The sequence below is a fragment of the Kitasatospora sp. NPDC032757 genome (genome assembly GCF_055579305.1).
This window is the reverse complement of record NZ_JBVINN010000015.1, coordinates 81239-103546: the sequence shown is the minus strand read 5'-3', so window position 1 is coordinate 103546 and position 22308 is coordinate 81239. Positions and strand designations below refer to the sequence as shown.

At 75.3% G+C, this 22308-nt stretch carries 18 protein-coding genes; 14 read left to right on the top strand and 4 right to left on the bottom strand.

Translation table 11 applies throughout. The features are described 5' to 3' along the window. Window positions 1–10 precede the first annotated feature (10 nt). The 12 genes from ACZ5WK_RS18980 to ACZ5WK_RS18925 all read left to right on the top strand — a co-directional run bounded on the left by ACZ5WK_RS18980 (window position 11) and on the right by ACZ5WK_RS18925 (window position 9540). Window positions 11–454, top strand: a complete 444-nt coding sequence (locus ACZ5WK_RS18980; RefSeq protein WP_465548539.1) for an SRPBCC family protein — start codon at window positions 11–13, stop codon at window positions 452–454. Between the two features lie 223 nt (window positions 455–677). Then, on the top strand, window positions 678–1634 hold the full coding sequence (locus tag ACZ5WK_RS18975; RefSeq protein ID WP_396324974.1) for a GlxA family transcriptional regulator: 957 nt from the start codon (window positions 678–680) through the stop codon (window positions 1632–1634). 161 nt (window positions 1635–1795) lie between these two features. Next, window positions 1796–2794, top strand: coding sequence for a type I glyceraldehyde-3-phosphate dehydrogenase (gene gap / locus ACZ5WK_RS18970; RefSeq protein ID WP_396324973.1), 999 nt, complete (start codon window positions 1796–1798; stop codon window positions 2792–2794). A gap of 224 nt (window positions 2795–3018) precedes the next feature. Next, on the top strand, window positions 3019–3369 hold the full coding sequence (locus ACZ5WK_RS18965; RefSeq protein WP_465548538.1) for a PadR family transcriptional regulator: 351 nt from the start codon (window positions 3019–3021) through the stop codon (window positions 3367–3369). Beyond that, window positions 3366–4340, top strand: coding sequence for a hypothetical protein (locus ACZ5WK_RS18960; RefSeq protein ID WP_465548537.1), 975 nt, complete (start codon window positions 3366–3368; stop codon window positions 4338–4340). The genes ACZ5WK_RS18965 and ACZ5WK_RS18960 overlap by 4 nt, the downstream gene beginning before the upstream one ends. 415 nt (window positions 4341–4755) lie before the next feature. Beyond that, window positions 4756–5487 carry a histidine-type phosphatase gene (locus ACZ5WK_RS18955; protein ID WP_465548536.1) on the top strand — a complete coding sequence of 244 codons (732 nt, stop codon included), beginning with the start codon at window positions 4756–4758 and terminating at the stop codon, window positions 5485–5487. Between the two features lie 21 nt (window positions 5488–5508). Then, complete coding sequence (locus tag ACZ5WK_RS18950) at window positions 5509–5709, top strand: hypothetical protein (RefSeq protein ID WP_465548535.1); 201 nt, start codon at window positions 5509–5511, stop codon at window positions 5707–5709. Window positions 5710–5843: 134 nt separating this feature from the next. Then, on the top strand, window positions 5844–6305 hold the full coding sequence (locus ACZ5WK_RS18945; RefSeq protein ID WP_465548534.1) for an NTP pyrophosphohydrolase: 462 nt from the start codon (window positions 5844–5846) through the stop codon (window positions 6303–6305). Between the two features lie 94 nt (window positions 6306–6399). Further along, window positions 6400–6969, top strand: a complete 570-nt coding sequence (locus ACZ5WK_RS18940) for a TetR/AcrR family transcriptional regulator (RefSeq protein ID WP_465548586.1) — start codon at window positions 6400–6402, stop codon at window positions 6967–6969. 59 nt (window positions 6970–7028) lie between these two features. Further along, the gene (locus tag ACZ5WK_RS18935) at window positions 7029–8204 is read left to right on the top strand and encodes an SGNH/GDSL hydrolase family protein (RefSeq protein ID WP_465548533.1); all 1176 of its coding nucleotides are present in this window, start codon (window positions 7029–7031) and stop codon (window positions 8202–8204) included. Window positions 8205–8542: 338 nt separating this feature from the next. After that, window positions 8543–9235 (top strand): restriction endonuclease, encoded by a 693-nt coding sequence (locus ACZ5WK_RS18930; RefSeq protein WP_465548532.1) that lies wholly within the window; start codon window positions 8543–8545, stop codon window positions 9233–9235. 110 nt (window positions 9236–9345) lie between these two features. Next, on the top strand, window positions 9346–9540 hold the full coding sequence (locus tag ACZ5WK_RS18925; protein ID WP_465548531.1) for a hypothetical protein: 195 nt from the start codon (window positions 9346–9348) through the stop codon (window positions 9538–9540). A gap of 109 nt (window positions 9541–9649) precedes the next feature. Here the strand turns inward: ACZ5WK_RS18925 and ACZ5WK_RS18920 are convergent, their stop codons facing one another. Both ACZ5WK_RS18920 and ACZ5WK_RS18915 read right to left on the bottom strand, forming a co-directional pair. After that, window positions 9650–12871: a DEAD/DEAH box helicase gene (locus ACZ5WK_RS18920; RefSeq protein ID WP_465548530.1), complete on the bottom strand. Its 3222-nt coding sequence runs from the start codon at window positions 12869–12871 to the stop codon at window positions 9650–9652. 112 nt (window positions 12872–12983) lie between these two features. Beyond that, window positions 12984–13865 (bottom strand): TIGR04222 domain-containing membrane protein, encoded by an 882-nt coding sequence (locus ACZ5WK_RS18915; RefSeq protein ID WP_465548529.1) that lies wholly within the window; start codon window positions 13863–13865, stop codon window positions 12984–12986. Between the two features lie 255 nt (window positions 13866–14120). Between ACZ5WK_RS18915 and ACZ5WK_RS18910 the strand changes: the two genes are divergently transcribed. Then, window positions 14121–14660 carry a hypothetical protein gene (locus tag ACZ5WK_RS18910; RefSeq protein ID WP_465548528.1) on the top strand — a complete coding sequence of 180 codons (540 nt, stop codon included), beginning with the start codon at window positions 14121–14123 and terminating at the stop codon, window positions 14658–14660. Window positions 14661–14851: 191 nt separating this feature from the next. Beyond that, window positions 14852–16345, top strand: a complete 1494-nt coding sequence (locus ACZ5WK_RS18905) for a phytoene desaturase family protein (RefSeq protein ID WP_465548527.1) — start codon at window positions 14852–14854, stop codon at window positions 16343–16345. A gap of 198 nt (window positions 16346–16543) precedes the next feature. Here the strand turns inward: ACZ5WK_RS18905 and ACZ5WK_RS18900 are convergent, their stop codons facing one another. Together ACZ5WK_RS18900 and ACZ5WK_RS18895 are read right to left on the bottom strand one after the other, a co-directional pair. Beyond that, the gene (locus ACZ5WK_RS18900; RefSeq protein ID WP_465548526.1) at window positions 16544–17836 is read right to left on the bottom strand and encodes a lipase family protein; all 1293 of its coding nucleotides are present in this window, start codon (window positions 17834–17836) and stop codon (window positions 16544–16546) included. A gap of 276 nt (window positions 17837–18112) precedes the next feature. Further along, window positions 18113–22207 (bottom strand): nSTAND1 domain-containing NTPase, encoded by a 4095-nt coding sequence (locus tag ACZ5WK_RS18895; protein ID WP_465548525.1) that lies wholly within the window; start codon window positions 22205–22207, stop codon window positions 18113–18115. Window positions 22208–22308 lie beyond the last annotated feature (101 nt).

The window sequence follows — 22308 nt, the reverse complement described above, 5'->3', positions numbered from 1 at the left end:
ACGGTGAGGCATGGCCCGCTTCGTCCTGACCCGCCGTTCGCCCCTGCCTCCCGACGTCTGCTGGGCGCGGCTGACCGACTGGCCCCGGCACGGCGACCGCGTGCCGTTCACCCGGGTGTCGGTCGGCTCGGGGAACGGCCGGCAGCCAGGTGACACGATCGTGGCCCGGACCGCCGTCGGGGCGTTCCGACTGTTCGACGATCTGATGGAGATCGTCGAGATCGCCGGACCGCTGCCGGGGCGCGACGGGGTGTGCAGGCTGGAGAAGCGCGGGCGCCCGATCCGTGGCGGCGCCGAGCTCCGCGTACGGGCGGTGGGCGCGCGGGGCGAACGGAGCGAGGTGACCTGGGCGGAGGAGGTCGTGATCGCGGGCCTGCCGGCCGTGCTCGATCCGGCTGTGGCCCGCGTCGGGAGGCTCGTCTTCGGCCGGGTTCTGGACCGGCTGCTGCGCTGAGCCGGTGCCGCCGCCGTGCGGACCGCGCCCCACCCGGGGGCCGTGCGCGCGGGCGCCTGCCCGGCAGTGGCAGGATGCTTGCGGTAGGTGGCAGCCCGGTCACGAGGGCCGGGACACGGCGCCCCGGCCACGGGTCCGGGACACGGCGCCACCGTTACGAGGTCCCGGTCACGGGCACGACGAAAGGCCCGCACGGCGGGGCCGGTGGGGAAGGAAGGGTCCGATGGCTCGTAGGAGACACCGCGTCGCCGTGCTCGTGCTGGAGGGTGCGAAGCCGCTCGACGTCGGCATTCCCGCGCAGGTGTTCTCCAGCCGGCCGAGCATGCCCTACGAAGTACGGGTGTGCGGCGCGGCGCCCGGGCTGGTGACCGGCGGCGACGGGCTCGCCTACCACGTGGCCGACGGGCTCGACGCCCTGGAGCATGCGGACACCGTGTTCGTGCCCGGGTACCGGGATCCGTCGACCACCGAGCCGCCGGCGGCGGTGGTCGAGGCGCTGATCGCCGCGCACCAGCGGGGGGCGCGGCTGGCGGCGATCTCGACGGGGGCGTTCGCGCTGGCGGCGACCGGGCTGCTCGACGGCAAGAAGGCGACGACCCACTGGCACTACACCAAGGCCCTTGCCGAGCAGCACCCGCTGGTCTCGGTGGACGAGAACGTGCTGTTCGTGGACGAGGGCGACGTCCTCACGTCGGCGGGCGCGGCCTCGGGCATCGACCTCTGCCTGCACCTGGTGCGACGTGACCACGGCGTCGGGCTCTCCAACCACGTCGCGCGGCGCCTGGTGGCCGCGCCGTACCGCAGTGGCGGGCAGGCGCAGTACGTCCCCCGGAGCGTGCCGGAGCCGCTCGGCGACCTGTTCGCCGGCACCCGCGAATGGGCCCTGGAGCACCTGGCCGAGCCGCTGACCCTGGAGACGCTCGCCGGTATCGCGCGGGTGTCGGCGCGTACGTTCTCGCGGCGGTTCGTGGAGGACACCGGCTACACGCCGATGCAGTGGGTGCTGCGGGCGCGGGTGGACCTGGCGCGCGAGTTGCTCGAACGCACGGATCTGGGGGTGGAGCAGATCGCCGACCGGGTGGGGCTCGGCACGGGCGCGAACCTGCGGCTGCACTTCCACCGGATCCTCGGGACCTCGCCGACGGAGTACCGCCACACCTTCGCCGCCCCGGCCCCCTGACACCCACCCCTGACGCCCGCCCCCGGGGCGCTGGCGAGATCCTTGCGGTCGGTGGCAACAAGTGTGGCGGGATACTTGCGCACCCTGTCGATCAAGCCCCTGTCCGGGCCTCGTTCGAACGCCGAGCATGGATGGCGAAACGAACGGAAGGGAAGACCTCCATGACCCGCATCGCCATCAACGGTTTCGGTCGTATCGGACGCAACAGCCTGCGCGCCCTGCTCCAGCGCGGCAGCGACCTCGAAGTGGTCGCCATCAACGACCTCACTGCGCCCGACTCCCTTGCCCACCTGCTCAAGTTCGACAGCTCGCTCGGGCGTCTCAACCGCCCGGTCTCGGTCGACGGAACCGACCTGGTGGTCGACGGGCACCGCATCAAGGTGCTCGCCGAGCGCGACCCCGCCGCCCTGCCGTGGGCGGAGCTCGGTGTCGAGCTCGTGCTCGAGTCCACCGGCCGCTTCACCTCGGCCGAGGCCGCCCGTGCGCACATCAAGGCCGGCGCCAAGCGGGTCCTGGTCAGCGCCCCCGCCGACGGCGCCGACGTCACGCTCGCCTACGGCGTGAACACCGACGCCTACGACCCGGCCGAGCACGTCATCGTCTCGAACGCCTCGTGCACCACCAACGCGCTGGCCCCGCTGGCGTCGGTGCTGGACGAACTGGCCGGCATCGAGCACGGCTTCATGACCACGGTGCACGCCTACACCCAGGAGCAGAACCTCCAGGACGGCCCGCACCGCGACATGCGCCGCGCCCGCGCCGCCGGTGTGAACATCGTGCCCACCACCACCGGCGCCGCCAAGGCCATCGGCCTGGTCCTCCCGAACCTCGACGGCAAGCTGTCCGGCGACTCCATCCGCGTGCCCGTCCCGGTGGGCTCCATCGTCGAGCTGAACACCACCGTGGCCCGCGAGGTCACCCGCGAGGAGATCCTCGCCGCCTACCGCGAGGCCGCCGACGGCCGGCTGAAGGGCATCCTCGACTACGCCGACGAGCCGCTGGTCTCCGGTGACATCACCGGCGAGCCCGCGTCCTCGATCTTCGACGCGGCCCTGACCCGCGTGGACGGCAAGCACGTCAAGGTCGTCGCCTGGTACGACAACGAGTGGGGCTTCTCCAACCGCGTCATCGACACCCTCGAACTCCTCGCGCGGAACTGAGCGGGTCTCCTCGTGCTGGGGGCCGACCGTCGGGGTCGGCCCCCAGCGCGGCAAGGGTCCGCCGTCGGAGGGCCCGGCCGTTCACCGGCACGGCGAGCCCGGTCGGCCGCCGCCCCGGCCACCGTTCAGTCCGCCCTCCGAACCCTGCTCCGATGTCGACGAATTGACGGCTGATCACCTGACCCCTTGCCAGACACTACAGTGACCGTACTATGGTGGCTGCCATGAAGAACAAACGCTCCATGCAGGAGCCAACCTTCCTTCTTCTCACCGCCCTTGCCGACCAGCCGCGGCACGGCTACGCCCTCGGCGAGGAGGTCACCGCGATCTCGGAGGGCCAGGTACGGCTCGGCGCCGGCAGCCTCTACGGCACCCTCGACCGCCTCCTGAGCGAGGGGCTGATCCGCATCGAGCGGGAGGAAACGGTGGACGGGCGCCCCCGGCGGGTGTTCACCCTCACCGAGGAGGGGGCCCAGGCGCTGCGGGTCGAGAGCGAGCGTCTGCGGACCGCCCTCCGCGAAGCCGACCGGCGCCTGGGAACGAACTGGACCCCTCTCGTGGGAGGCACGGCATGACCCCGGCGCGGCACCCCCGGGCCGCGCGGCTGCTGCGGTGGGCCCTCGCGCTGTACCCGGCCTCGTACGGCGCCGGCGCCCTGACGGAGGTCGCCGACCACGCCGAACGCCACCTCGCCCACGCCGGCCGGCTCGCCGGGCTGCGCGAGGTGGCCGACGTCGCCGGGCACGGCGCCCGCGCCCGGCTCGGCCTGGTCTCCCACCGGCCGCTGGGCCGGGCGTTCGCCACCGCCGCCCCGCTCGCCGCGGTGCTGGCCGGGACCTTCGCGGCGACCCGTCTCTGGTGGGCCGTCCTGCTGGTCACCAATCCCGACTTCGCCACCTTCTCCGTCGACGGCGCCGAGAAGGCCGGCCCGCTCGTCGCGGCGGCGGCGCTGCTCCTCCCCGCGACGCTGATGGCGGGCGCGGTCCTGACCGACCGCTGGCCGGCAGCCAGGGCCCTGGCTCTGGCCACCATCGTGGTGGCACCGTTACTCGACGTCCTCTCCCGGCCCGGCCTGCTCGGCCTGTCGGTCGACATCGCGACAACGTTGGGCTTGACCAGGCAGGAGTCCGGGCTGCTCGTGCTCAACGCCCTCATCCTCCTCATCGCACCATCGGGCCGGACGCACCCGCGCTCCGCGGTGCCCTGGGGGGTCGCCGTCCCGATCGTGGTCGCGGTCGTCATCACCACGCTCACGGACGGCTTCGGGCAGAGGATCTTCCTCAGCGGATTCGACCTCGTCGCCCCCGTCGCCACCGGCGCGGCCATCGCCCTCACCGCCCGCACCGCGGTCCGCGCGGCACTGGCCACCGCCCTCCTGGCCGCGCCGCCCCTGCTCGCCCCCGCCCTCGCCCACAAGCGCATGGAGATCGAGATCCCGATGCTGGAGCGGCTGGTCGTCCTCTTCTCCTTCGGCTACCTGATAGCCCTCTGCGCGGTCCGGCTCACGGACCGGCTCTCCCGACCGGCGAGCCCCACCCGCCCCTGACCGACCCCGGCGCCGGGCAGCCACGGCTGCCCGGCGTACGGGTTCGGCGGGTTCGGCGGGTTCGGCGGGTGCGGCGGGTTCGGCGGGTTCGGCGGGTTCGGCGGGTTCGGCGGGTTCGGCGGGTTCGGCGGGTTCGGCGGGTTCGGCGGGTTCGGCGGGTTCGGCGGGTTCGGCGGGTTCGCCCGAGCGTACGGACGAGAGGCCCGGTCCTCGAACACGGCAGGCGTGCGGCTTCCAGGTGAGGTTCACTCACGTATTGCCGCGGCCATGCCGAATGGTCGACCGCGGTTCGGCTGACGACCGGAGACTGCGGCCGCGGCCCGTTCTGCCGGTCGCGCCCCCCAGCCGTTCTGCCGTGCCTGCCATGCCTTCCGCTCCTGCCCGGCATTCGCGGGATCCGTCCGAAAGGCCCGCCTTGAAGCGCGCGACCTCGCTGTCCGCCGCCATGGCCGTCACCCTGGCCACCAGCCTGCTGCTGACCGCGGGCGCGGCGTCCGCGGCCGACCGGGACGGGCACGGCGGCGTCCGGCACGCAGGCCGGGGGTACTACGGCACGAAGACCCCGTACGAGCCGCAGGATACGGCGAGCCACTACCAGCTGGCGCCCAAGGGATTCACCCCCGTCTTCACCGAGAACGTCGCCCGCCACGGCTCCCGGGCCATGACGGACAGCGAGGACGGGCTGCCCCGCACCACCCAGGCGGCCCGGAACGTGGTCGAGCGCCTCTTCGAGGACGACTTCGCCGCGTCGCTGTCCGACAGCGAGCGGATCTCCTTCGCCCGCTCGCTGTACGCGCTCTACAGCACTGCGCCCGACCTGGTCGTCGAGGCACCGGGCGTCGACCTCGGTCCCTTCCTGACGCCCCGCGACGCACAGTGGTTCGCCTACCTCGACGACGCCGAGGAGTTCTACCAGAAGGGCCCCGCCTTCAGCGGCCGCACCATCACCTACACGATGGCGGACGTCCTGCTCGACGACCTGTTCGCCCAGGCGGCGGCAAAGGCCGCGGGGACCAGCGACAACGGCGCCGTCCTGCGCTTCACCCACGCCGAGGAGCTCGAGCCGCTCGCCGCTTTCATGGGCCTCCCCGGCAGCACCGAGCCGGCCATGCCCGGGCAGCCGTACTCCTGCCGGAACAACCCCTGACGCGGCGCCGAGGTGGTGCCGATGGCCGCGAACATCCAGTGGGACCTCTACGCCGGCACCGACCTCACCACCAAGCACGGTGACGGCACTTCGGCGGCGTACCTGGTCCGCATGCTCTCCAACGAGAAGGAAACCGCCTTCAAGTCCTCCTGCCGGCCCGTCGCCAAGGGCAGCTACTTCTACGACCTCGCCGAGCTCAAGCGCTGCTTCGACCGCTCCTGACGGCGCCGGCCCGGCCCGTTCCGGCCGGAGGGGTGACGGCCTCGTGCGCACGGGCCATCGCGGCCTCGTACCGCCGGACGGCCGGGCGGTCGGGCGGCCCGCCGACCGGGCCCCGGCGTGGCAGGCTGCGGGCCATGAACATGCGTGAGAGCGGGGCGGGCGGCGGGGACGCGGGGCAGGTGCCGCTGCTGGTGGTGGATGCCGCCAACGTGGTGGGTTCGGTGCCCGACGGCTGGTGGCGGGACCGGCGCGGGGCCGCCGAGCGGCTGCGGGACGCGCTGGTCGGCGTCGCGCAGCAGGGACCGGCGGATCGGGGAGGGCCGCCCGCCGCGTCGCCCACCGGGCCCGTGGAGGTGGTGCTGGTCGTGGAGGGTGCCGCCCGCGGGGTGGCGGGGGTGCCGCTGGTACGGGTGGTGGACGCGCCCGGCTCCGGGGACGACCGGATCGTCGAACTGGTCGAGGAGGCTGTGGCCGCCCGGCCGCGGCGGAGTTGCCTGGTCGTCACCGCGGACCGCGGCCTGCGGAGCCGCGTCACCGCGCTCGGCGCCGGCGTCCTCGGCCCGCGCACGGTCTGGCCGGCCCGGCCGTCAGCCTAGGGCTGCCGACTCAAACGACCTATCTGACCATAGAATTTGCCTAAATGCTTTAGGCAGGAGCATGATCGATGCAGGCAGAGGAAAGGTGCGCATGATGGCCAGAACAGGGGTGACCGCGGAACGGCTGACCCGGGCCGGCGCGGAGCTCGCCGACGAGGTCGGCTTCGCGCAGGTGACCGTGTCCGAGCTCGCCAGGCGGTTCGACGTCAAGGTCGCGAGCCTGTACTCGCACGTGAAGAGCTCCCACGACCTCAAGACCAGGATCGCGCTGTTCGCCCTGGAGGAGCTCGCCGACCGGGCCGCCGACGCACTGGCCGGGCGCGCCGGCAAGGACGCCCTGGCCGCCTTCGCGGAGGCCTACCGCAGCTACGCGCGACAACACCCCGGGCGCTACGCCGCCACGCAGTACCGGCTCGACCCCGGGACGGCGGCGGCCAGTGCCGGCGTCCGGCACTCGCAGATGACCCGCGCGATCCTGCGGGGCTACGACCTGACCGAGCCGGACCAGACCCACGCCGTACGGATGCTGGGCGGCGTCTTCCACGGCTACGTCAGCCTGGAGCTGGGCGGGAGCTTCGGCCACACCGCCGTCGACCCGCAGGAGTCGTGGGACTGGATCGTCGACTCCCTCGACGCGGTGCTGCGGGCCCGGGCCGCGCACTGAGCGGCCCCCTCCCCGAGCGCCGCGCACTCCGGTCACCCCTGATCACCAGGTTGGAAGCAATGAGCACCGAGCACGACCTGATCACCACACCCGTCACCCCGGACCTGCTGCGCGGCCATCTCGACGTCGAGCGCACCGCCCACGGACTGCTGCCGCACCGGCTGCCCGCCCGGGCCCGCCGTCAGATCCCCGACGAGCAGCTCGCCATGGCCGAGGCGCAGCCCTCCGGCGTGCGGCTGGTCTTCCGCACCCGGGCCACCGCGATCGGCCTGGAGACCCTGCCGACCAAGCGGGCCTACCGGGGTGTGCCCGCGCCGGCGTCCGGCGTCTACGACCTCCTGGTGGACGGTGACCCGGCCGCCCGGGCCAGCGTTCCCGGCGGCAACACCCGGGTGATCGACATGACCACCGGCTCCGCCGAGCTGCACCCGGGCCCGCCCGGCACCGCGTGGTTCCGTGGCCTGCCCGGGCGCGACAAGACGGTCGAGATCTGGCTCCCGCACACCGAGATCACCGAGCTGATCGCCCTGCGCACCGACGCCCCCGTCACGGCCGCGCCGGACCGCGGGCGCAGGCTGTGGCTGCACCACGGCAGCTCGATCAGCCACGGCTCCAACGCGGACCGTCCGACCGCTACGTGGCCCGCCCTCGCCGCCGCGCGGGGCGGCGTCGAGCTGGTCAACCTCGGCTTCGGCGGCAGCGCCCTGCTGGACCCGTTCACTGCGCGGGCGATGCGCGACGCTCCCGCCGACCTGATCAGTCTCAAGATCGGCATCAATCTCGTCAACACCGATCTCATGCGTCTGCGCGCCTTCGGTCCGGCCGTCCACGGGTTCCTCGACACGATCCGCGAGGGCCATCCGCGCACGCCGCTCCTGGTCGTCTCCCCCGTGTTCTGCCCGGTCCAGGAGGACACCCCCGGCCCGCTCGCACCGGACTTCACGAGTGGCACGCTGAAGTTCCGGGCCACCGGCGATCCCGCCGAGCGCGCGGCCGGGCGCCTGACGCTCGGTGTCATCCGCGACGAGCTTTCCCGCATCGTCGCCGGCCGCGCCACCGACGACCCGCACCTGCATCAACTCGACGGCCTCGCGCTCTACGGCCCGGCCGACTACGACGAGTTGCCCCTGCCCGACGAGATCCACCCCGACCCGGCCGGTCACCGCCGCATCGCCGAGAACTTCGCCCGTCTCGCCTTCGGCCCCGACGGGCCCTTCTCCGACCCGACCGCCTGACCGCCCGGCCCAGGTCGGGGTACGGCCGAAACCGGCGGCCGGGGTGCGACCGGGGCTGACAGCCGGAGTACGGCCGGCGGCGACGGTCGGGGTACGCCGAGGTCGGGAACGGCCGGCGGTCGGAGGGGTGCGCCGCGTCGGTCAGGTGGCCGACGGAAGGGCCTGACCGGCCGCGGCGCGAGCGGCACCGTGGCGGGCATTCCCGCCCCCGAGGCCTGATCGGTGCATGAGGACCTCGGCGGGCGCCGTCGGTGTGCTCCCGTGCGCGGCTGCTGTGCTGCCCGTGGCGGCTGGTGTCATAGGTGCGTCGCCTGACAACCGAGTCGCGGGGAGAACGGGTGGGATCACGCAGGCCGCCGGCACGGCGCGGGGGTTCGAGGAAGGGCGGCGGCGGGGAGTCCGCCGTCCTGTGGCTGGTCGGTGGCGTGGTCGTGGCCGGCCTCGTCCTGGCGTTGCTCCGGTGGCTGTTCGCGCACTGGTGGGTGCTGGTGGTCCTGCTCACGGCCGGCGCGGCCATCGCCGTGGTGGCGGCCCGGAGCCGCCGGGCCCGGGAGGCCGCGGCGCGCGAGCGGCAGCGCCGGCTGCGGCTCGCGCTGACCGGGCCCGGCGGCCTGGACCACATGGGGCACCGGGCCTTCGAGTTCGCCGTACGGGACTTGATGCGTCGCGACGGGTGCCGTGCGGAGCAGGTCGGCGGCGGCGGCGACCAGAGTGCGGACGTCCTGGCGACGGACCCGACGGGCCGCCGCTGGGTGCTGCAGTGCAAGCACAAACAGGACCCGGCCCACGGCGCGGCGGTCGGGGTCGGCGTGCTGTACGCGCTGGTCGGCACCAATGAACGGGTGCACCGGGCCGAGGTGCCCGTCGTCGTCACCAACGGCAAGTTCACCGCCCCGGCGGTGAAGTGGGGCCGCGAGCAGGACGTCGTCCTGGTCGACCGCGAACTCCTCGGCCGCTGGGCCGCCGACGGCCGCCCGCTGTGGGAGCTCCTGCCCCGCATCCCGGCACCGCGGTCCGGCCGGGGCCACTGACCAGCCCCCGTACGCCACGCCACGCCTCGGCCCCGCGGACCGGCCGCGGCCGGAGCCCACCACCGGACCGGACACCACGTCAGACAGCTCTCAGGAACGGGGACCTTCCTTTGACCGTCAGCGCATCGGCGGCCCTCGCCATCATCATCCTCATCCGACTGGGCCGCCGGACCGAGGCCCGCTCCCGGGCCGACGAGAAGTTCACCGCACTCCTCTGTACCGTGTTCGGCGTCCTCATCGCCGCCACACCGTGGGGCCAGGCGATCGTCCACCTGGTCGGCGTGGTGGCCCGGGCAACCCACTGAGGCCGTCGGGGCCGGCCCGCGCCCGTCGGGACCGAACCGCGTCCGCGCGGCATCCGGGCGACGTCCGGGCTGGGTACTCGGCCGGCGCCTCCCCGCTCCTGACCTTCCATCAACTGATGGTGCGGTAGGCAGCGGCCCAGCCACCCGCGGTGTGGTCACCGCGGGTGAAGACGGCGGCTCCGGTGCGACCGGCGGCCGGGTCGTCCGGAGCGGGAGCAGGGTACGTGAGATCGACGGTCGTGCCGGTGCCGGTGTGACGGGCGGTCGCGGCGCCGTTCCAGGTGAGGACGGTGGCACCGCGCGGGGCGTGCACCTCCGCGTGGCCGGCGTGCAGGGTGATCGTCGTGCGGGTCGCACGGGCGGCCAGCAGCCCCTGGTAGTCCCCGGCGGACAGCCGGCAGCTGCTGGGCGGCGTGGTGCCGGACCAGTCCGGGGAGTCGAGGCCGCGGGCCCGGGCCGCCTTCCACATGGCCGGGACGAGGGCGGTGGTGTGGGCGGGGGTGGCCATCTGCTCGCACATCCAGAGCAGCCGGCCGGCGCCGCGGCGCGGTCCGAGGGTGCGCCAGCGGATGCGCTGGGCGAGGTCGGCGGCGACGGTGGCGATCCACGGGTGGACGGTGCCGAGGTGGCCCTGGGCGCCGAGCCAGGCGAGGTAGCGCTGCGCCTCCTCCAGCACGGGCGTCATCGAGTCGGTGGGGATGCCCAGGACGTAGGCGCTGCGGCCGCGGAACGCCTGGGGGCTGTGGGCGACCAGCAGCAGGACGGCGCGGGCGAGGTCGCCGGCCACGGGCTTGGCGTCCTCCGCCGCCTCATCGCCAGGCTGCTCGGGGGCGTCGGGGCGGCCCGCGGTGCGCAGCACCTGGAACAGTGCCCGCTTGGCCCGCTCGGTGAAGGGGGCCTGTTCGAGGGCGGGCAAACGGGTGGCCAGAATGGCGATGAGGGCGTCCTCGGCGGTGTCCGGGTCGTCCGGGACGGGCAGCGCGTGGGCGGCCTCGGCGAGGGCGGCGGCGAGTTCGGCCTCGACCATGAACCGGCTGGTGAGCTTGCCGAGTTCGGTGGCCGCCAGCCCGGCGTCGCCCTCGGCTGTCTCGGCTGTCTCGGCGCCCTCGGCGCGGCGGAGGTAACCGGTGGCGGTGAGGAACTCGGTGGCGTCGTACAGCGGGTCGAAGGGGTGCTGGCCCTGGTGGAAGGCGAAGGTGCGGGTCCACCACTGTTCGGCCTGGGCGAGGGTGGCGATCCGGCCCTGCACGGCCTCGGCGAGCAGGTGGTCGGAGAGCCGGTCGCGGATGCGGGAGGTGACGGTGTACCCGGCGGCCAGCCGGGCCTGCCAGTGGTGGCGCTCGCCAGGGGCGGTGAGCAGATGGGCGAAGCCTTCGCGTTCGCCGGCACCGATCCGGCCTGCCCGGCCGAACATCTGCTGGACCATGGACACCTCGATCCGGTCCAGGCCGATCTGGGTGTCCCGCACGATCACGGCCCGGGCGGGCAGGTTGACGCCCGCGGCGACGGTGGAGGTGGCCACCAGGACGTCGGCCCCGCGGGTGCGGAAGGCGTGTTCGGCCTCGCGCTTGAACGGCCAGTCACGGTAGTGCAGTTGCACTCCGGCCTTGCTGCACAGGCGCTCCACCAGGTCGACGTCGTCCGCATCGACGCCGGCCGTGTCGACGCCGCGGTCGTGCGCCAGGGCGAGCGCGGTGGTGCGCACCGAGCGTTTGCTGCCGCAGAACACCAGCACGCTGCCGCCGTCCGCGCCGTGCCGGCGGGCCAGCCGGACGGCCTCCCGGGTACGGGTCTGATTGCGGGTCGCCCAGTCGGGGGCGTCCGCGTCCGGGGGCAGCGCGGGCAGCTGCCAGGTCAGCCGGGTGGGCCGCCAGGGCGAGCGGATCAGACGGGCGTTCAGCCAGGCTGCGGTCTCCTCGGCGTTGGCCACGGTGGCGGACAGGCCGACGATCCGCACCCGGGCGGCGTCCTCCCGCACCCGGGCGAGCAGGGCCTCCAGGACCGGGCCGCGGGTGGGGTCGCCCAGCAGGTGGATCTCGTCGACGACCAGGCAGCCGACCTCGGCGAGCGCGGCACGCAGTGAGCTGGTGCGGCAGATCGCCTCGAACTTCTCGGTGGTGGCCACCCAGAGGTCGGCCTCGCGGATCAGGTCGGTGTCCACCGCCGCCTCACCGGTCAGCCGGACCACGCGGCGCCCGGCCCGGCGCCAGGCGTCGAGGTCGCGGTCGAGCTCGTCGGTCAGCGAGCGCTGCGGGACCAGCCAGGCGGCCTTGCGGCCGCGTTCGCAGGCGGTGAGCGCGGCGACCACGCCGATCGCGGTCTTGCCGGCCCCGGTGGGGGCGACCACCATGACGTGCTCGTCGCCGTCCAGCAGGGCCGGGACGGCGGCGGCCTGGACCGGGTTGAAGGTGGGGTGCGGCAGCAGCCCGGCCCACGCCTCGGGCACCAGCGCCTGGACCGGTACGAACGCGTCCACGTCGTCGGCGGGCAGGTCGTCCAGGGCGTCCCACTGGGCGGCGAAGGCGTCCCGGGCCGCGTGGGCGGCGGGGCCCGCGGCCGGGGTGACGCTGCCGGCCGGCCAGGCCACCAGGTCGGTGCGCCCGCCGAGGTCCGACACGGTGGCCACGTGCTCGGCCTCGGCCCAGTGCGCGGCGCGGCGCACCTGCGCGCCGAGGGCGGTCAGTTCGCGGCCCAGCGCGTCGAAGTCCTCGCCGGCCGGGAGGATGACCCGGGCGTCGTCGGCGGCGCGCAGGGCGGCCTCGGGAAGCGGCCGGGCGGGGTCGGTGACCTTGCCCCACCAGAGCGCCCGGGTCTCCGGCTGCGTGGGCCTGGGGAGGTCCTCGGGCCAGTCGGGGGCGGGCGTGGGGCGGGCCGTGGCGCCGGGCGGGCGCCACCCCGTGATCGGCGTGACGGTCACTCCCGGTCCCGTCCCCTCCGGGAGGTCGCAGGGCTCCAGTCCCGCCATGATCCGGGCGGCGGTGCGCACGGTCACGGTCCGCTGGGCGGGCACCGGGTCGGACGCCGGCGCGGCCGGGCGCAGCAGCTTGTCGTAGGTCTTCACACCCAGCTCGGCGAGGGTGTAGGCGCGCGGGCAGGCCGGGCAGACCACGGCCACGTACCGGTACTGGCGTCCGCCCGCCTCGTACGGGCGGCGCAGCGAGTGCAACGGCTCGCCGCAGTCGGGGCACGGGCGGGGCACCTGCTCCTGGTAGCTCCAGCCCGGTTCCGTGAAGCGCAGCAGCAGGCCCTCGGCCGGGAGGGCGCTCCCCCAGCGCTGTTCGACCAGCTGAGGGACGGTCGGCTCGGTGGTTTCGGTGTCCTGTTCGTGCACGACGACCACTCTCGCACCAGGCCGGCCCACGGCGCAGGGGATTCCGCGGGATGGGCCCGCCGGACCGGCGGGCCTGGTCAGGCCGCGTCGGGTAAGGCCGCGTCAGATCGGCTCACGTCATGTCCGGGCCCTGGCGCATGGCCCCGGCGCCGCGCCCGTCCGGCCCACCGGCGGCGTCGGCGTCCTCGGCCCGGGTGGCCCGCGGCCGGCGACGGCGGCCGGGCAGCGCCTGGCGCCCGCGGACGGCGCCGGTGAGCCGGTCCCTCCCCAGTGCGTCGACACCGACCACGGCGACCGCACTCCACGACGTCCGCCCCACCGGGGCGAGCACGTCCTCCGCCAGCCGCCAACCCGGCGGGACCGCCTCCCCGGCCTCCAGCGCGGCGAGCAGTGGGCGGGCACGGTCGGCCGGGCGCTGGTAGTCCTCGCTCTCCCTGCTCCCCTCGCTCTCCTGCCGCCGCCGACGGCGGGCCGACGGCGCGGCCACCACCAGTGCGGCGATCCCGCCCAGTACCACCGCCGCGCCCGCGTCCACGCCGAGCACGGCCACGGCCGCCCGGGCGGCGAGGACGGCGACAGCGGTCGATACGACGGTGACCAGGACGGGGACCACGCACCCGGCCAGTACCCGCCGCGGACGCCGGGCCTGCGCCGGACCGAGACCGCCCACCAGCAGACCCCGGGCCCGCAGCCCCGTCTCCAGCCCGTCCGCCGGCGCGCTGGAACCGAACGCGGCCCGTGGCGCGCCGATCAAGGCGGTACCGGACGGGCCGATCGCCGCCAGCAGAACGGCCTCGACCTCGTCCCGGGGCCGGGGCCGGATGACCCGCAGCATCCCGTTGCGGTCCATCTCCAGCCGGTTGGTGAGGATCATCCGCAGCAGCGCCGTCTCGGCGACCCGCCAGCCGCCGCCCGCCAGCCAGGCCAGCTCGTACAGCGACAACTCCTCCTCCGTCGAAGGCTGTTCGGCCCCGTCCTCCGCCCGTCCTCGCACGACCACCGCTCCCCCCACACCCGGCTCCCGGGCCGACCGGCCACCACGGTGCCCGCAAGACTACCGAGGCCTGACGACGGCACCGCTCGCGCGGGGCGGCCCGGCCGGTCCCGGTGCCATGAACGACCCGCCCGGTCTTCTCACTCCTCCACGGCCGCAGGGGCGCGGGCTCTGGGAGGGAAATGCGGTTGGGCTGCGGGGCACCGCCCGGTAGCGTGCGGGGACGATCTCGGGGGGGGTGGGCCGGTGCGGCCGGTGCTGTTGGTGGATGTCGACGGACCACTGAATCCGTATGCGGCGAAGCCGTACAGGCGGCCAGAGGGCTACGAGACGCACCGACTGCTGACGCCGCGGTGGGAGGCCGCCGAGCGGCATCGTCTCAACACCTGGGGGCTGCCGCACAGGCCGGTCAAGCCACTTCGGGTCTGGCTCAACCCCGACCACGGGGCGGCCCTGTCCGCGCTCCCCTTCGACCTGGTCTGGGCGACGACCTGGGAGGAGGAGGCCAACACCTTCATCGCGCCCCTGCTGGGGCTGTCCGCCCTGCCGTTCATCGCCTGGTCCGAGCCGAAGCCCCAGCCGACGGACGGGGTGTTCTGGAAGACACCGGAGATCGTCGCGTGGGCGCGGGGGCGCCCGTTCGCCTGGGTCGACGACGAGATCACCGACGCGGACCGGGCCTGGGCACGGGCTCACCACGACGGTCCGGCCCTCCTGCACCGGGTGGATCGCCGGACCGGCCTCACCGCCGACGACTTCGCTCTCCTGTCCGACTGGGCGGGCGGGCTGGGCTGACGCCGCCGGTCGCACGGCACGGCTCGGAACGGCTCCCGGAGTCGGTCTGCGCGGCCGGGCACAGGACGCCCCGGATGCCGCCCGTCCGACGGCAGGTGCACGACGCACCGCGCCCGTCGCCGCCCCGCCGCGTCGGCCGTCCTCGCCGTGGTGCACGGGCCTCGGCCGGTCCCGCACGGGAGACTGGTGCCGTGGACAGCACTCCTGGAGCAGGTGACGGGCGTGGCCGGCGGTCACGCGCCGCTCGGGCGGGCGAGACCACCGCCGTCGTCGTCGGAGCCGGCCCGAACGGGCTGGCCGCCGCCGTCCGGCTCGCCCGGGCCGGTGTCCGTGTGACCGTCCTGGAGGCCGCCGACGAGATCGGCGGCGGCGCCCGAAGCGGCGAGGCGATCCTTCCGGGACTCCTGCACGACCACTGCTCCGCCGTCCACCTGATCACCGTCGGCTCGGCCTTCCTGCGCGGCCTCGGCCTGCACCGCTACGGGCTCCGGTGGTGCCTGCCCGAGATCGACTGCGTCCACCCTCTCGACGACGGCACCGCCGGGGTCCTGCACCGTTCCGTCGACGAGACCGCGGAAGGGCTCGGCGCGGACGGTGCGCGCTGGCGCCGGCTGTTCGCGGCACCCGCCGCGGCCTACGCCGAGCTCGCCGAGGACATCATGCGCCCGCTGCTGCGCCTCCCCCGCCACCCGCTGCGGCTGGCCCGCTTCGGCGCCCCGGCCCTGCTGCCGGCCACGGTCCTGGCACGCGCGTTCACCGGTGACCAGGCCCGTGCGCTGTTCGGCGGTGTGGCGGCCCACGCCTACCAGCCGCTGGAGCGTCCGCTCAGTTCCGGCGTCGGTCTCGGCATCCTGGCGGCCGGCCACCGGTACGGCTGGGCCGTGGCCGCCGGAGGATCGCGCTCGATCAGCCGGGCGCTGGCCGCGCTGCTCACCGACCTGGGCGGCACGATCGAAACGGGCCGGCGGATCCGCTCGGCCGCCGAGCTCCCGCCCGCGGACATCACGATGTTCGACCTCGCGCCGAGCGCCGTGGCCGGCATCCTCGGCGACCGGCTGCCGCCCCGCGTCGCCCGCGCCTACCGCCGGTTCCGGCACGGACCGGGCGCCTTCAAGGTCGACTTCGCTGTGGCCGGCGGCGTCCCGTGGACCGCCGAGCCGGCGCGGCGGGCCGGCATCGTCCACCTCGGCGGCACCTTCGAGGAGGTCGCCGCCACCGAACGGGAGATCGCCGCCGGGCGCATGCCGCAGCGGCCGTTCGTCCTCGTCGGCCAGCAGTACCTGGCCGACCCGCAACGCTCCGTCGGCGACGTCCACCCCGTCTGGAGCTACGCGCACGTGCCGCACGGCTACACCGGTGACGCCACCGAGGCCGTCACGGCGCAGATCGAGCGCTTCGCCCCCGGGTTCCGGGAGCGCGTCATCGGCCGCTCCGTCCGCACCACCTCCGACTTCGCCGCCGACAACCCGAACTTCGTCGGCGGGGACATCATGACCGGGGCCAAGGACATCCCCCAGCTGCTGTTCGGCCCCCGCATCACCCTCCGCCCCTACGACACCGGCGTCCCCGGCCACTACCTCTGCTCCGCCGCCACCCCGCCCGGCCCCGGGGTCCACGGCATGTGCGGCGCCAACGCCGCCGAGACCGCCCTGCACCGCCTCCGCCGGGCCGGCCGCCACCGCTGACGTCGTCACGGACGCGAGCCTGCGGCCGGGGCCCGGGCGGGGTGGACGTTGGTGCAGGAGGCGAGGTGGGCGGTACCGCCGTCCGGGTGGCGCAGGCGCATGGTCTCCCCGTACGGACGGGGCCTCGGGCCGCACGGCGCCGCGGAGTGCGGAGTCCGTGCGGCCCGGCGAGCAGCAGGGTTCACCTGGTGCGGCGGGTCAGCAGTTGGACGGTGCCGGACGGCCGGCGAAGCGGTCGGCGATCCAGCCCAGGTACTCCTGCTGCGCGACGAAGGGAATGGTGTTGTGGCCGGCACCCTCGTACGTGGTGTACTCGACCGGCTCGCTGAAACCGCAGGCGCGCCGGATGTACTGGGCGGTGGAGTGCGGGTTGATGACGGTGTCCGCGGTGCCCTGCATCACCAGCAGTGGCGCGACGCTGGTCTCGTAGCCCTGGGTGTTCTCGTAGAAGCGCTTGCGCCACGTCTGCGGCACGTCCCGGATCGGCTGGAACAGGGTGTGCAGCTGGTGGGCGTCGCCGACGTTGTTCTGGATCACGTCGGCGAAGTGCTCGATGCAGGCCACCCCGTCGCCCTCCAGCGCCTGAAGGCCGGCCGGCTGCAGCACCTCCGGGGCCTTCAGCTCGGGGTAGGCCGCGAGGAAGCCGCGGTAGACGTTGACCCGCAGCGCCGCGTTGTGCGACTCCGAGCTGTCGCTGCGCGGGCCGGGCAGCACCAGCCCGTCAAGCTCCGGTCCGAGGTCGGCGGCCGGGGCCAACGCCGCGACCCCGACCAGGTTCAGGTCCGGCGTGTACTTCCGGATGTCCTCGCCGATGAACAGCCCCGCACCCCCGCCCTGCGACCAGCCCAGCACGGCCAGGTCCCGGCCGGCCTGCACCGCCGGGATCCGGCGGGCCGCCAGAACCGAGTCCAGGACGTTGCGGGTCTCCGTCGCGCCGACCACGTACTGGTGCACGCCCGGCGTTCCCAGACCCTGGTAGTCCGTCGCCACCACGACGTTCCCGGCGTCGAGGAAGTCCGTCAGCGCGGGGACGCCCACGTCGATCGGGTAAGGGCTCTGGTAGGTGAAGTAGTCGACGAGGTCGACCGCGGGGTCCGGCACCGACGAGGGTGCGCACTGGCGGGGCCCGCCGACCGTGCCGTGCGCCCAGGCCACCACGTCACGGCCGCCGCGCGGCGCCGGGCCGTCCGGCCAGATCACCAGGCCGGACACGGCGGCCGGCGTGCCGTCGTGCAGGGTGGACAGGTAGAGGACCCGGCAGGCGTGGGCGTGCTCGGGCGCGGGCACCCGGTGTGCCCAGATGACGTCGCCGTGGCGGCCCTTCGGGAGCGGCGACGGCGGCTCGTAGAAGTCCGCACCGCTCGGGCCGACGCGGACGCCCGGTGCGCACGGCGTCGCGCCGTGACTCCCGTGGTCCCCGCCGCCGCCCGGCTCGCCCGCGACTGCCGTCCCCGGCTGCGCCATGGCGACCAGTGTGACCAGTGCACTCACCGCCATGGCTCGTTGCCATGCCCTCATGCGTCGGTTCCCTTCGCTCGACAGGGGCCGCGGCATGGTTCCTCACCGTCCACGGCCACGAATGACCGTTCAGGTCATTCGCTGTCGCGATGCTCGCCCAGGAGGGCCGTCACCCGACCGCCGCACACGCGCGCGCGGCCGACCCACACTCAAACGGCCGCAGGCATGGCCGGTCCGAGGAGGCGGGGCCGGTCGGCGCGCCCACTGCCGGTGTGCCCTCCCCCCACCGGACGGCTCCGGGGCACACCGTCAGGGGCAGCCGGGGCGGTAGGGGGCACCGGGGGCCAGGCGGAGCCAGTCACGCCTGGGGACGGGCGGGCGCAGGGCCACGCAGGCCTCGCGGGCGACCCTGGCCGGGTCGAGGCTCCAGAGCGGCGCCGCGCCGTTGTCGCCCGCGGCCAGGACGCGGCCGTCGGGCAGGAACGCGAGCCCGTTGAGCGGTTGCCCCGGGCCGGTGAGGGTGGCGGTCGGAGCCGCGGCGGTCAGCCCCCACCGGCGCAGCACACCCTGACGGCCGACGTCCGCGACGGCGCTGCCGTCCGGTGCGAACGCGAGGGCCCGGACGGTGTCGGAGCCCACGGTGCGGGCGTCGCCGCCGGGATCGGCGTCCGCGTGGGCTTCGCCGGCCGGGCGCTTGCCCGTGCGGGCGTCCCAGACCAGGACGACGCGGTCGTTCCCGGCCGTGGCCAGGCGGCGGCCGTCCGGGCTGACGGCCAGGTGGCGGATGTGGTCCAGGTGCTTCATGGTGCTCGCCCGGGCATCCGCGGACGGGTCGGCGACCGTGAGCAGCCAGACCGCCTGCGACTCGCACACGAAGGCCAGTTCGGCGCCGTCCCCGAGGAACGCCAGCGCGTGCACCGGGCCGCCGGGGGTGTGCGGGCGGGCCCGCAGCGGTGAGCCGTCCGGGGCACCGGTGAGCAGCCGCCCGTTCTCCGTCCCCACCGCCAGCACCGTGCCGTCGGGGCTGAGCGCCACCGCCGTCGGCTCGGCGCCCACGTCGGTGACGGCCGACTGCACGCCGTCCCGGGCGCGGGCCAGCCGGACGGTGCCGCCCGCGAACGCGGCTGCCAGCGTGCGGCCGCCCCGGTCGAAGGCCAGCCCGGTGACGGCCCGTCCGCTGGCCGGGGAGACCGCCACCGCACGCGGCGTGGCGCCCGCGACGTCCCAGAGTGCGATCCGCCCGTCGGCCGTGCCCACCGCCGCGCGGTCGCCGGCCGCGGCGACCGCCGTCACGCGGGGGCGGTCCGGGCCGGGGGCGAGGTCGGTGCCACGGCGCAGGTCCCAGATCAGGATGCTGCCGGGCGGGGAGCTGATGCCGGCCGAGGTGACGACCGTCCGGTTGTCGCCGCCGGCCGCGACGCCGAGGACGAAGGTCGGGTGACCGCGCAGCTCCGCCGTGACCCGGCCGGTGGGGAGGTCCCAGACCCGGGTGGACTGGTCGGCGCCCGCCGAGAGCAGGGTGGACCCGTCCGGGGTGAGGGCCAGCGCGTTGACCGAGCCGAGGTGGGCGGGCGTCAGGTCGGTGACGGACCAGTCGGGGCCGGCGGGCGGGGCGGCGGACACGCTCGCGGCCGGGGCTTCGGAGGCGGCTTCGGACGGGGATTCGGACGAGTCGGCAGACGGCGGCGTGGAGGGGTCGGCGGAGGGGCTGGTGGAAGAGCCGCCGGACGGCGGGGCACCGTCGGACGACGCGGGACCGCCGGACGACGCGGGACCGCCGGACGGCGGGCGCCAGAGCCGGATGCCGCCGTACTCGCTGCCGACCGCCAGCAGCCGGCCGTCCGCCGCGAAGGCCAGTGAACGGGGCGCGGTGGCCCGCCCGGCGAACACCGCCGGTGCCTCCTGGCCGCCTCCGACCGGCGGCGCGTCGAGGTCCCGTACCAGGACGACGCCCTCGGTCGACACCGAGGCCAGCAGGTGGCCGGGGCCGAAACCCAGCCCCTGGACGACCCCGGTGTGGACGGTCAGCGTCCGTACCGGAGGCGCCGCGCCGGCGTCCGTGCGCCAGACCCAGACCCGCCCCGGCAGGTCGCCGTCGCTGCTGCCCGCCGCCAGCAACGCGCCGTCCCGGCTGAACGCGAGCCGCTTGGCCACCGAGGACCTCCCGGTGGTGCTCGGCGGCATCACCGGCGAGGGCAGCTCCTGCCGGTCGGCGACCCGCCAGAGCACGATCCGCCTGCTCGGCTCCCGGGTGATCGCGGCGACGAGCAGCGAGCCGTCGGGGCTGAACTCCACGTCCTGCACCGGCTTGCCCAGGGTGTGGTCCTGCAGCTCGGCCACCAGGGCCGTCGTGTGCGTGTCCCAGAGCGCCACCTGCCCCTGGGAGTCACCGGTGGCCACCAACCGCCCGTCGGGGCTGAGAGCGAGCGCGTTGACGCCCCAGGCGAACCCCGGGATCCGCCCCGTCAGGTACTGCGACTGGGTGCTCAGCACCGCGTCGTCGGCCGCCTGCTCCAGGCCCGTGACACCGGACCGTGCCGTCCGGCGGGCCTCGACCGACGCCAGCATCGCCGCGTACGGGTCCTGGGCCGCGTTGCGCTGCGCCTCGGAGAGCAGGGCACGGGCGAGGTTGGTCCGGTTGGCCGTGGTCGCGCGGTCCCGCTGCTGCCAGGCGGACCCGGCCGCCAGCAGCGCCGACACCAGCAACAGGGCCAGCCCCGCCACCAGCCGGCGCAGCGTCCGCACCCGGCGCCGCTCGGCCGTCCGCTCGTGCTCCGCCCGGGCCGTCGCCGCCGCCAGGAAGTCCCGCTCCACCCGGGTGAGCAGTTCCTCGCCGGCGGGCTCCGCGGCCCACTCCCGGGCCAGCTCCAGCCGGCTCCCCCGGTAGAGCAGCGCCGTCTCGCGGCCCGCCGCGGCCCAGTGCTCCGCGTCCTGGGTGAGCTGCTGGTGCAGGCGCAGGCCGGCCCGGCCCTCCTCGACCCAGCCGCACAGGCGCGGCCAGGCGCGCAGCAGCGCCTCGTGGGAGAGCGTCACGCCGCTCGCGTCGACGGTGAGCAGCCGGTCGGCGGCGAAGGAGGCCAGCACGTGGCTCAGCACCCGGTCGTCCGCTGCGGGCGTGAGGGGTTGATGCGTGGCTGGTTGATGCGTGGCCGGTGGCTGGGCGGCCGGCGGGCGCGAGGCCGGCGGGTACTGGGCCGGTGGGTACTGGGCCGGCACGCAGGCGTCGGACAGGGCGCCGGCCAGGGCCGCGCGCGTCACCCGGCGGCGCGAGGTCCGGCCGTCCGGCCCGAGGTGGACCATCCGGAGCAGCACCCGGCGGGCGGTGGCCCGCGCCTCGTCGTCGTCCAGCCGTGCCCAGGCGCGCTCCGCCGTCGCCGCGACCGACCCGTGCAGCCCGCCGATGGCCCGGTAGCCGGCCAGTGTCAGCGAGCGGCCGGAGCGCTGCTGCCAGACCGCGCGCAGGGTGTGGGCGAGCAGCGGCAGCGCGCCCGGGTCGTAGGCGCCCGAGGTGCCGCCCCCCTCCAGCCCGAGGTCGGTCGACATCAGCTCCAGCAGACCGGGTTCGAGCTCCAGTCGGGCGGTGCGGGCCGGGCCGGTGATCGCCTCGGCCACCTCGGCGGCGCTCATCGGACCGAGCGCCAGCTGGCCGCGCCGGACGGCCCGCAGCAGGCCGTCGTGCGCCAGGCAGTGCCCGTAGAGGTCCGCCCGGACACCCAGGACCACCAGCCGGCCGCCCCCGGGGCCGGCCTCCCGGCAGAGGGCGTCCAGGAACGCCCGCCGCTCCTCGGGGTCGGTGCAGAGGGTGAACAGCTCCTCGGCCTGGTCGACGATCCACACCGCGTCCTGGCCGTCGGCGAGGCTCGCGAGGCGGTCGAGCGGGCGGCCGGTCGGGGTGATGACGGCCGCCGGGGCGGGTCCCAGCCCGGCCAGGCCGGCGCGCCGCAGAGCAGGCATCAGGCCGGCCCGCAGCAGTGAGGACTTGCCGGCGCCGGACGGTCCGACGACCAGCACGGGCCCGCCGCGGTCCGCCGAGCGCTCGGCGAGCAGACCGAGCAGGGCGGCGCGGGCCCGGTCGCGGCCGTGGAACCAGCGTTCGTCCTCAGCCCTGAAGGAGGCGAGCCCCGGGTACGGGCACTGCCCGCGCGTCGCCAGCTCGACCAGCGAGCCGCCGGCCCGCAGCGCACGGTCGCACGCGCGGGCGAAATCGGCGGTCGCCGGCTTGTCTCCGTTCTCCACCTTGCTGATGTGGCTCTTGTCGTAGTGCACGCGACCGGCGAGCTCCGCCTGGGAGAGACCGGCCCCGCGGCGCAGCGTGCGCAGGACCGCCCCGAATCCCGCCCCGTCCGGCTCCGGCGCCCGTTCCGGCGTCGGGTCCGGGCCGGTCACGTCGCTCTCCGTGCTCACCGTCAGCCCCCGATCCGTTCGGTCCCGATCGGTCAACGAGCCGGTGCGGCCCTGGTCACGCGGTGTCGGGCAATCCCCTCGGAGGAGTGATTCGGGCAGGT